General features: G+C 65.3%; 7 protein-coding genes. All 7 read left to right on the plus strand.

All coding sequences use genetic code 11. The features are described 5' to 3' along the window. Positions 1–698, plus strand: a 698-nt coding sequence (locus EOA49_RS10610; protein WP_127243144.1) for a carnitinyl-CoA dehydratase, incomplete at its 5' end; no start/stop codon positions are given. Positions 699–914: 216 nt separating this feature from the next. Further along, positions 915–1856 (plus strand): alpha/beta hydrolase, encoded by a 942-nt coding sequence (locus EOA49_RS10620; RefSeq protein ID WP_127241596.1) that lies wholly within the window; start codon positions 915–917, stop codon positions 1854–1856. A gap of 278 nt (positions 1857–2134) precedes the next feature. Beyond that, positions 2135–4405, plus strand: a complete 2271-nt coding sequence (locus tag EOA49_RS10625) for a hypothetical protein (protein ID WP_164746912.1) — start codon at positions 2135–2137, stop codon at positions 4403–4405. Continuing rightward, complete coding sequence (locus EOA49_RS10630) at positions 4402–8130, plus strand: DUF11 domain-containing protein (RefSeq protein ID WP_127243145.1); 3729 nt, start codon at positions 4402–4404, stop codon at positions 8128–8130. Before EOA49_RS10625 ends, EOA49_RS10630 begins: the two co-directional genes overlap by 4 nt. Positions 8131–8331: 201 nt before the next feature. After that, complete coding sequence (gene rpe / locus EOA49_RS10635; RefSeq protein WP_127215648.1) at positions 8332–9009, plus strand: ribulose-phosphate 3-epimerase; 678 nt, start codon at positions 8332–8334, stop codon at positions 9007–9009. Positions 9010–9271: 262 nt separating this feature from the next. Next, on the plus strand, positions 9272–10015 hold the full coding sequence (locus tag EOA49_RS10640) for a GntR family transcriptional regulator (protein ID WP_127215649.1): 744 nt from the start codon (positions 9272–9274) through the stop codon (positions 10013–10015). 61 nt (positions 10016–10076) lie between these two features. Continuing rightward, positions 10077–11603, plus strand: coding sequence for a malonyl-CoA synthase (locus EOA49_RS10645; protein WP_127243146.1), 1527 nt, complete (start codon positions 10077–10079; stop codon positions 11601–11603). Positions 11604–11683: the final 80 nt, after the last annotated feature.

Consider the following 11683-nt stretch of genomic DNA (forward strand, 5'->3'; position numbering starts at 1 on the left):
AGACCTCACGACTGATGGGCGAGACGTTCAAGGCGTTCCGCGACGATCCCGGCTTGCGCGTCGCCATCGTCAAGACGGCCGGAGACAAGTTCTTCTGCGCCGGCTGGGACCTGAAGGCGGCTGCGGCCGGCGACGCGGTCGACGGCGACTACGGCGTCGGCGGCTTTGCCGGGCTGCAGGAACTGCGTGACCTCAACAAGCCGGTGATCGCCTGCGTCAACGGCATGGCGGTGGGCGGCGGCTTCGAGCTGGCGCTTTCCTGCGACCTGATCTACGCCTCTGACCATTCTTCCTTCGCGCTGCCCGAGATCCGCGCCGGCACACTGGCCGACGCCGCGACGATCAAGCTGCCGAAGCGCATCCCCTACCATATCGCCATGGACCTTCTCCTCACCGGCCGTTGGATGGATGTGGCGGAAGCGCATCGCTGGGGCCTGGTCAACGAGGTGCTGCCCAAGGAGAAGCTGGAGGACCGCGTCTGGGAAATCGCGCGGCTTTTGGCCAGCGGGCCGCCGCTGGTCTTCGCCGCGATCAAGGAGACGGCGCGCGTGGCTGAGGCGCTGACTTTCCAGGAGGCCATGAACAAGGTGACGCGCAGGCAACTGCCGACGGTCGATATCCTCTACGGCTCGGAGGACAATATGGAAGGCTTCCGCGCCTTTGCGGAGAAGCGCGATCCGGTGTGGAAGGGTAGATAGGCCGCAGACGATGGCGTTCCGTCACACCCCCCTCTGCCCTGCCGGGCATCTCCCCCGCAAGGGGGGAGATCGGATGTCACGGTCGCTTTCGCCAATTGCCAGCGTCGCAGGTGGATCGCCGGCGCCCAAGCTGCCAATCCCTCCCCCTGCGGGGGAGATGTCCGGCAGGACAGAGGGGGGTGCTCAGGCTCGACCTTCGAGATCGGCCCAAGCGCTATGACCGACTACAAGACCCTCATCGACGCCGAGACCTGGGCTTTCATCGAGAAGACCAATTCCTATTACCCGCCCGACACGATCGACTACACGATCGCAGAGCAGCGGGCGATCTACGACCGGATGTGCCGCGAGTTCTTCGCCGGCTATCCGCAAGGCGTGACGGTCGAAACGACCGCCATCGCCACGCCGACCGCCAGCATCCCGATCCGCATCTATAGCAACGCGGAAACGAACAGCGCCGCAATGGTGCTCTATGTTCATGGCGGCGGATTCATCCTCGGCGGGCTGGACAGCCATGACGATGTCTGCGCCGAGCTGTGCGCCCGCACCGGCTACGAGGTGGTCTCGGTCGATTATCGGCTGGCGCCGGAACATCTGCATCCGGCCGCCTTCGACGACGTGCTAAGCGCCTTTGAATGGGCCGCCAAGACCTATGATTGCCCTGTCCTGCTTTGCGGCGACAGCGCCGGCGGAAACCTCTGCGCCGCCGTTGCCCACGCAACGCGCGGTCACGTCAAGAAGCCGGCCGGCCAGGTGCTGATCTATCCCAGCCTCGGGGGCGACCGCTCGCGCGGCTCCTATGTGGCGCATGCTGACGCGCCGATGCTGACCCTGCGCGATATCGAATTTTACCTGAACATTCGCACCGGCGGCGTGGACCGGACCGGCGACATCACGCTGTCGCCGCTCGCCGACGCCGATTTCGCCTATCTCCCGGCGACGGTGCTGATCACTGCCCAATGCGACCCGCTGTCCTCAGACGGCGAGGCCTATCGCGACCGCGTCGTCGCGGCCGGCGGGTATGCCTACTGGTTCGAAGAACAGGGGCTGGTGCACAGCTATTTGAGAGCCCGGCATACGGTCGGTCGTGCTCGCGCGAGCTTCACCCGCATCGTCGAGGCGGTCTCCGTGCTCGGCAGAGGCGAGTGGATCTGGTGATTTTGCCAAAACGCGTCGCGTCGAGAATTCAAGCGCCGCGCTTCGGGGCTGATGCCAAAATCGCTGCTCTCTTTTCGGCGACTTGCATGAGACGGGCAAAGACAGCTCTACCAGCCGGACGCCTAGAGCATTTCACCGTTTCACGGAAACGACGAAATGCTCGGGCTTGTTTGTTCTGACGCAATTCCGGACGGAAAACCGCTCACACTTTTTCTCGAATTGCTCTAGACCGCATTGAACCTTTCCGCCTCAGCCTGCGACTGACGGCCAGGCGCCGCATGGCGCGGGCCGGAAAGCGAGCCCGTATGATCAGAAATCCAGAGCCGCGGTGGTCCGAGGAAGCAACAGGAGCTCGGCGCGATCATCGGCTTCGGGATGGATACGACGCGCTCGGCTTTCGGCTGATTCCGTTGACCCTGCCAGGCACCCGGCGTATCGTGAACAGGCGGAAAACAGACAATTCTATCAGGGACGAACGAGCCGGAACGCTGCGACTTACCTTGTTTTGCGCGGCGAAATCGGAGGGTTCTTCCGAAGACTTCGGGGGGAGCTCAATGTCTCGCGACCGCGGCTCGTTCGTGTCTTTTCGCGGCGGCGGTTTGCGCCGTGCGATCGTGGCCACCAGCGGAATGCTTGCCCTGGCACTGGCTGCCGGCTTTTGCCTCGGCGGTGCGGCAAAGGCTCAGGAAACCCAGATCATCTATCCGGGCTCGATGGCGGTGACCGGCTTCCCCGGCACGATCATCCCGGATTTCGGCTCTCCCGATTCCGAAAAGGGCGGCCTGCCGCCCGGCGTCGACCCGGTCGACGAAACCTTCATCGACACTTCGCAGGCCTCGTTGCGCATTTTCAACGTCTCGCAACTCGGCGGCCCAGCTTCGGGCCAGCTCGTCTACACGCCGCCGCCCTTCGAGGTGACAGCCGGCCAGATCGGCGAGGTGTTCGGCCTCACCTATGACGACGGCGTGCGCGATGGCGTGCCGTCGGGCATTCCGAACCTCTATACGGCGGCGACCTCGCTGCACGGCATCGAGATCGTCACGCCGGACGCCGACGAGGACGGGCGGCCTGAGCGACAGCGCCGCGGCGCCGCCGGCGCTGTCTTCATGAACGGCCAGTTCGGCATCGAAAATGGCGGCGGACCGGGCACCATCTGGAAGATCGACGGTATCTCGGGCGCCGTCTCGAAATTCGCCGACATCGACACCAACAGCGGGCCCGGCATCGGCAACCTCGCCTTCGATCCGACCCATCGTGAGTTCTTCGCTTCGGATCTCGATACCGGGCTCATCCACCGCATCGATATCGAGGGCAATCTGATCGACAGCTTCGACCATGGCATTGCCGGGCGTCCCGCGCATGGGCTCGCCCCGGTCGCCGACGACGGCGCCGTGATGGACATCCACGACGCGGCCTTCGATTCAGAAGACCTCCGAACCTGGGGCTATACGCAGGATGCGCGCCGCGTCTGGGCTGTCGCCTACCATGGCGGGCGGCTCTACTATTCCGTAGGCGAGAAAGCCGAAATCTGGTCGGTCGGCATTGCAAGCGACGGGGGTTTTGGCCGCGATCCGCGCTGGGAACTGACGGTCAAGGCCGACCAAGATTATGCCGTCACCGATATCGCCTTCGACAATCAGGGTTTCATGTATCTCGCCCAGCGCGGCCCGGTCGAGAACCGCTACGATTACAGCCGCTTCGCCGATACCGGCAAAGGCGAGGTGATCCGCTACCAGCGCGAGGATCCGGACGATCCGGCAACGGAATCGGTCTGGGCCGAGGTGCCGCAGGAATATGCGGTCGGCTTCCCGCAGGGCAACCGGCAGTCGGCAGGCGGCGTCGACCTGCAATACCGCTACGACCCCGAAGGCAATCTTGACACCTCGGTCTGCACCGACACGGTCGTGAACACCGGCGACAAATTGCGCGACAATCCGGAGCTTGCCGAGCGCCTCGCCGCCGGCGGGCCGCTTGCCGTGCATGGCATCCAGCTCACGCCAAGCAAGCTGGTCAAGCCGGTAAACGTGCCGCCCTTCGGCTCCTGGTTCGTCGACTTCGACGGCTATTTCGAAGACCCGGACGTCCAGGGCCATGTCGGCGACGTCCGGGTCTGGCGCCCCTGCGAGGGCCGCGCCGGCTATTATGAGGAAATCCCCGGCGGCTTCCTGCCTCCCGTCTATCCGCCGGACTTCCCTCCGCCCGGCAACCTGCCCCCATGCCTCGATGTCGAGGACGTGCAGTATTTCTGCACACCCCGCGGCCTCCGGGCCGACCTCTATCTCGATGACCACGCCGGCTTTGGCGGCGATTCGATCAAGGCTTTGTCCAAGACACCGGGTGTCGGGGTGACCTCACCCATGTCGCATGCGCCGGGCAAGCCCTACACGATCGGCATCACCGGCCATAATCCGGGCGACACCGTCAATGTCGGGCTCTGCTTCTACCGGAAGTCCGACCGGGACAAGGGCGGCTACTATCCTTGCTGCAAGATGACGCTGCCGCTCAGGACGCCGGCCGTCGAGTGCGAAGCGCCGAGGAGGGACAGATGAGCGGTCTCGTCCTTTCCCGCCCTGCCCCGCGCAAAACCGTCATGGGCACGGTCATAAAACCCCTGTCACACGCCAGGCGCGGCGCACGCTGGCTGATGGCGGCCGGTGTCGCGATCGCCATGATGCCGGCAGTGCCGGCGGTTGCGCAGGACAAGGCACCGGCTGGCCAGATCGCCAATCCGGAAATCACGGCTGGATCGCGCGGCATCAATCCGGAGCTCGGGCGGATCATACCCTTCTTCACCAAGAAGGGTGCCCTAAGAGGCTGCGATAGCGTCGAATACGTCTTGAGCTTCGGCATCCATGGCGACCCGCAGGACTTCGACCGGCCAAGCGTGGCGGCCCTTCTGAAGGCGACAAGGCTCGACTTCAAGGACCAGCTGCCGCACGGCTTGCAGATCGTCAGCGTCGACGTCGTCGGCGACGGCACGGGCGCTTCCGGCGGACCGCTGCCCGCTGCTTCGATCAGCACATCGGCCGGTCCAAATGATACGGCAAGCGTTTCCAATTTCCGGATCAGCGCTTCGAACCTCGACGGCGTCGGCGCTGCCGACGAACGCGTGATCACTTTCCGGATCACGGCCAAGATAGAGCATGCCGCCTTCGCCGCGCCGGCAACGGTCGATAACCAGGGTGAGATGAAGGTGGCCTTCAGGGGCGGCCCGGCAACCACGATCCCCTCGCAGGATCCAGACAAGCCCGACGACGCCGATTTCCTCACCGGCGTGAAAACCTCGATCACGATCGACCTGAGCAAGTGCAACCCGCCGCCTCCGCCTCCCAGCAAGGAATGCTTCAAGGTCGAACGCGGCACGGTCGACTGCGTGCCCGGCGGCGGCGCCTTCATCTATCACATGCCGGTCGGTCCGGAGATGGCCGGCAAATGGGTGCAGCTGTCGACGACGACACCCGGCATCACCATCGCCACCGACACCCAGCAGGTACCTGCCGGCGGCGGCGTGTTGAACTGGAAGATCAGCGGCGCCTCGCCGGGCGAGGCCATCCATCTCGTCGTCACCGGCATCGACACCTATGCCGGGCCGAAGGAAGGCTGGGGACTTTGCTGCACGCAGGAGATCGACATCGACATTCCGCGTGATCTCAGGTGCCCGCCCGAAAAGCAGCCCGACCTCAAGGTGGAGAAGTGGGCAGAGGTGCCGCGCTGCACGATGTCCGGCGGCTGCGACTTCACCATCACGGTCACCAATGTCGGCGATGCGCCCGATAACGGCAAGATCGTGCTCGACGAGGTGACATTGCCGGCCGGGTCGGCGCTGTCGTCGGGACCGAACCCACCCTGGGTCTGCGCGCCCGGGACGACGCCGATGACCTGTACCCATCCGGCAACCACGCTCAACCCGGGCGCCTCCGCCGTCCTCAAGCTCGGCTTCAAGCCGGCCGGCGGCTGGCAGGGCAGCGTGCTGCGCAATTGCGCCGCCTATGACTACCAGGCGAGCGGCAAGCCGCTGTTCGGCAGCCAGCAGAACGATCGCGGCTGCGCCTCGATCCCGGTCTGCCGCCGTGGCGATCGCGATCCGCAGTGCCAGCCTGCGGCCGAGAAGAAGGTCGACTTGATGCTGAAGAAGCGCGCCCGCATGCAGGTCTGCACGCCGGACGGCATCTGCAGCTTCGTGATCGATATCATCAACAACGGCACCAGCACCTATCACGGGCCGCTGACCGTGATCGACACCTATCCGGGCGACGCGCCGACCTCCTCGGCCTTCGGGCCCAGCCCGCCATGGACCTGCTTGCCGAACGGCCCCGGCCAGTTCCGCTGCGACAATGCCGGCATCTCGCCGCCGCCGGGCGCCTCGACGCCCATCGTGGTCAAGGCGGTCATGCCGGCAAACTACCGGGCGGACACGGTCGAGAACTGCGCCGAGGTGAAGGCCATTGCCGGCGAGGTCGACCTCGCGAACAACAAGGCGTGCGCGACCGAGCGCATCCGCCGTCCGAATGGCGCCAAGCCCGGCCTGCGCATCACCAAGGCGTGCGAGAGCTCGCTGGCCGGTGCGTCTTCGGTATCCTGCCGCATCACCGTGACCAATGCCGGCACTGCTGCCCCCACCGGTCCGGTGCGGGTCAACGATGCCGCCACGCTGGTGTCTGGCGGCGCGCCGGTCGCTATCCGGACCGTGACCCCGGACGGCGCCGACTGGAACTGCGGGCCAGTGCCCGCCAACACGCTGTCTTGCCAGATTGCCGGCGCCGTCATGGCGCCCGGAACCAGCCGGCACTTCGACGTGACGGTCGGCGGCAATGACGCGTTCGAGAACTGCGCGCGCGGCTCTTTTGGGCCGGCGCCCCGCGACGACATCGTCTATCCGATCGGCCAGGCTTGCGCGAAAGGCGGTGGGGCCTCCACGATCCGCGTCGAGAAGACCGGCGACAGCGAATGCCAGCCAGGCGCGCCCTGCTCGTTCGAGATCACCATCACGAATGAGGGGCCGAATGCCTTCTCCGGTCCGGTCCGCATCGGCGATGCGGTCGGCATCGACGGTCTCGGCAGGCTGGAGGGTGTCAAGATCACCGCGATCGACCCGCCTTTCGGCTGCTCGCCGGAGCCGGCGACGCTGCCGGCGTCCTGCATCGCCAATCTGGCGCTGGGCGCCGGCGAAAGCCATACGCATCATGTCACAGTGGTCCTTCCCGACGACGCGCGCCTTGCCACTCTGCGGGGTACGGTCAGCGGACAGAACTGCGTCGGGGTGCTCTCGCCAAACACGCCGGTGCAGGGCGGCGGCGATGTGCTGTCGCGCGCCCCAGCCAACGCGCAAGGCGACCGCGGCAAGGCCTATGCATGCCACCCCTTCACCATCAAGCGTGAGGTCAAGAACCAGTGTTCGGGCGGCATGGTGCTCAACTCGGCCGGCCGCTGCGCCTGCCCGGACGGCACCACATTCCGCAACGGTCAGTGCTCGTCCGGCGGCACCAAGCTTCTGCCGCTGCCAGTGCCGCAGCGCTGCGTCCTGCTCAAGGGCCAGATCCGGACCGAGGACGGACGCTGCGTCTGCCCGCGCGGCACCGAGCTGGAAAACGGCAGATGCGTTCAGAGCGAGCAGCCGCAGGAACCGCAGTGCACGCTGCGTCCCGGCCAGTACCGCGACCAGGACGGCAATTGCGTATGCCGGCGCGGCGAGCTGGTGAACGGCGTCTGCCGGGTCGCTCCGCCGAAATGCACGATCCGCGGCGCCGTGCCAACACCGGATGGCTGCGCCTGTCCCAAGGACACGCATGTCGACCGCGCCGCCAAGGCTTGCGTGCCCGACAGGCAGCAGCCGCCCAGCCAGTGCCGCATTCGTGGCCAGGTGCGCAATGCCGATGGCGATTGCGTCTGCCCGAGGGGGACGGCGTTGAAGGGCAAAGCCTGCGTGCCGGTCAGGAAGCCGCAAGCATGCTCCATCCGCGGCCAGTTCCTCAACAAACGCGGCGTCTGCGTGTGTCCACGCGGCACCGAAGTGATCGAAGGTAGATGCGGCAGGTTCGAAGACGCTGAATGCGCGCCGGGCTCGGAGATGATCGATGGCATGTGCCAGCCGATCATCAGGCGGCGCTGCCCGGTCGGAACGGCCGGCCGGTATCCGGATTGCTTCCCGATCCGCAGGCGGCCAGGCTTGGAGATCGATCCGGACCTGCTGCTCAATCCGAATATCCTGCAGCAGTTGGTGCCAAGAAGCCAACCAAGGCTGCAGCGGAACCCGGCGACTGACAACCTTCAGTAAGGCAGCCCATCACTACCGCGCCCGCGAACCCGCCGGAGAAATCCAGCGGGTTCTCTCTTTCCCGCATCGCAGCTCGCGTTTTTGCGCGCCCCTCGAGCGAAGCGGAAAACACGCTTCCCCTTAGCCGGACGATGGTCTAGGCAGACCCGCGTGCCAGCGCGCAGCCCAGCGCGCCGATGAGGATGCCGGGAGAAGCCTTTCATGAGCAAGAAGACCCTGATCGCACCATCGGTGCTGGCGTCGGACTTTTCGAAGCTCGGCGACGAGGTCGAAGCGGTCGCGGCGGCCGGAGCCGATTGGATCCATCTCGACGTGATGGACGGCCATTTCGTGCCCAACATCACTTTCGGCCCACCGGTGATTAAGGCGATCCGCAACCGGACAAAAACCTTCTTCGACTGCCATCTCATGATCGCGCCTGCCGACCCCTACCTGGTGGCCTTTGCCGAGGCCGGCTGCGACGGCATAACGGTGCATGCCGAGGCCGGCCCGCATCTCGACCGTTCGCTGCAAACCATCAAAGGTCTCGGCAAGAAGGCCGGTGTCTCGCTCAACCCGGCGACGCCGGAAACGGCGATCGAATATGTGCTCGACCGGCTCGACCTCATCCTGATCATGACCGTCAATCCCGGCTTCGGCGGCCAGGCTTTCATCCCGGCGATCGTCGACAAGGTGCGAAAGGTCAAGGCGCTGATCGGCGAGCGCCCGATCCGCATCGAGATCGACGGCGGCATCTCGCCGGAAACGGCGCCGCTGGTGACGGCCGCCGGCGCCGGCGTGCTGGTGGCCGGCGCGGCCATTTTCAAAGGCGGCACAGTAGAAACCTATCGGGCAAATATCGAAGCGATCCGCTCAGCCGCCGACAAGGCCGCCCGTTAAAGACGTCGACAGTGCGTTCCTACCAAAAGCCGCCTCGCTAACTAAGGGCTGTTCAGTATACCGAGTTATGTCAAGTCTCCCACTGACGTCAGCCTTTTTTCAAGTGGATTTTACTTTATTCGATAATTGACCCCGCCTTGTCTTAAAGTACGAATATCGCCATCATACGTTTTTAGGCGGCAGTGCTCGGCTGCAAGATACATCGTATGAAATTGCTTGGCCGAGGGGCCCTGCAAAACAGGGGCCGGCAATAGGAGTCAAATTGCCATACGGGAACGCCGATACGGGCGAAGGCAAGGGTGCCAAGAGCACGCTGGCCAGTTCGGTCTACCATCAGCTCCGCGAGGACTTGCTGCGGGGAGCTTTGGAAGCCGAGGGCAAGCTGCGCGTCGAATGGGTCGTTTCCCGGTATGGCGCCGGCGCCTCGCCGGTGCGCGAGGCGCTGAACCGTCTGGCCGCCGAGGGATTGCTCGGCCGCCACGACCAGCGCGGCTTCTTCGTGATGCCGGTCAACGCGACCGAGCTGGAGGAGCTCACCCGCACGCGGTGCTGGCTGGAAGAACGCGCATTACGCGAATCCATTGCGCACCGAACGGCGGAATGGGAAGAACAGCTGGTGCTCGCCCTGCACCGCCTGGCGCGCGCCGAACGCCGCCGGCCCGACGACCCGGCAACCAACAATCCGGAATGGGAGAAGCTGCACCGCGCCTTTCATCGCGCGCTGATCTGCGCCTGCCGCTCGCATTGGCTGATCGGCTTTTGCGACCAGCTTTCCGACCAGGCCTCCCGCTACCGGCTGATCTCGCAGCGCGGCCCCGGCTCCGAACGCGACGACTTCGGCGAGCACCGGACGATTGCCGAGCGGACCATGGACGGCGACGCCGACGGCGCGGTCGAGGCCTTGCTCAGTCACTACCGCCTGACGGCGGAGATGTGCATGGCGCAGCTCAGCCCAGGCGACGGTCCGCGGGCTCGCGCAGGCAAGGCCGCGCGCGGTCGCAAATAGCTGCCCATCGCTGACAAATCTGATATTCGCTCTGGCCGAGCTTTCGACGCCGGGGGACGACATGACCAATCACCTGTTCGACGCGTTTCGCGCCAGCATGCCGGCGCCTGGCCAAGTGCTGATGGAGACGGATGACGGGCGTTCGATTTCCTATGCCGACATGCTGGCGCGGTCCGCGCGGTTTGCGCACGCGCTGGTCGCCGCTGGTGTGCTGCCCGGCGATCGCGTCGCCGTGCAGGTGGAGAAGACCCCTGAAGCTTTGCTCCTCTATCTCGCCTGTCTGCGCGCCGGCGCCGTCTTCCTGCCGCTCAACACCGCCTATACGCTGCCGGAGCTCGACTATTTCTTCCGCGACGCGGAGCCGCGGCTGGTCGTGTGCGATCCGGAAAAGGTGAAGGATGTGCAACCGCTTGCCGCATCGGCGGGGGCGGCGACGCTGACGCTAGGCCGCGACGGACAGGGCACGCTTGCGGACCGTGCGGCGCTGCAGCCGGCGGATTTTGCGGATCTGGAGCGCGGCCCCGACGATCTTGCCGCCATCCTTTACACGTCTGGCACGACGGGCCGCTCCAAGGGCGCCATGCTCAGCCACGAGAACCTCGCCTCCAACGCGCGCGTGCTGGTGGATTACTGGCGCTTCAGCGGCGATGATGTGCTCATCCACGCGCTGCCGATCTTCCACACGCACGGCCTGTTCGTCGCGACCAACGTCATCCTGATGGCCGGCGCAAAGATGCTGTTCGAGCGGAAGTTCGACCCGGCCCGTGTGATTTCGCTTCTGCCGCGCGCGACCGCGCTGATGGGCGTGCCGACTTTCTATGTGCGGCTCCTGCAGCAGCAGGGCCTGACGAAGGATGCGGCCAGCCACATGCGGCTGTTCATCTCCGGTTCGGCGCCGTTGCTTAGCGAGACGCATAATGCCTGGCGCGAGCGCACCGGCCACGCCATCCTCGAACGCTACGGCATGACCGAAACCAACATGAACACCTCCAATCCCTATGACGGCGAACGGCGCGCTGGCACGGTCGGCTTTCCGCTGCCGGGTGTCACGCTGCGCGTCGCCGACCCCGAAAGCGGCAAGCCGCTAGCCCAGGGCGAGATCGGCATGATCGAGGTGAAGGGCCCGAACGTCTTTGCCGGCTATTGGCGGATGCCAGAGAAAACCAAGGCCGAATTCCGCGACGACGGCTTCTTCATCACCGGCGACCTCGGCCTGATCGACACCGGCGGCTATGTCCACATCGTCGGCCGCGGCAAGGACCTGATCATCTCGGGCGGCTACAACGTCTATCCCAAGGAGATCGAGAGCGAGATCGACGCGCTTGCCGGCGTTGCCGAAAGCGCGGTGATCGGGGTTGCGCATCCCGACTTCGGCGAAGGCGTCACGGCGGTCGTGGTGCGCAAGCCGGGCTCGGCAATCAGCGCAGCCGATATCGCCGACGCCATTGCCGGGCGGCTGGCCAAATACAAGCATCCAAAGCAGGTGATCTTCGTCGACGAATTGCCGCGCAACACAATGGGCAAGGTGCAGAAGAACGTTTTGCGCGAGGCGTACAAGGATATCTACCAATCCAGACCGCAGAGCTAGGACTAGTGCAAACGCCCGGCAGCTTCGTCATTTTAGGGCGGAGCAAGGAGCGAAGCGACGCGGGAAGACCCTGGAAGCCA

It is taken from the genome of Mesorhizobium sp. M1A.F.Ca.IN.020.04.1.1 (genome assembly GCF_003997315.1).
GTDB lineage: Bacteria > Pseudomonadota > Alphaproteobacteria > Rhizobiales > Rhizobiaceae > Mesorhizobium.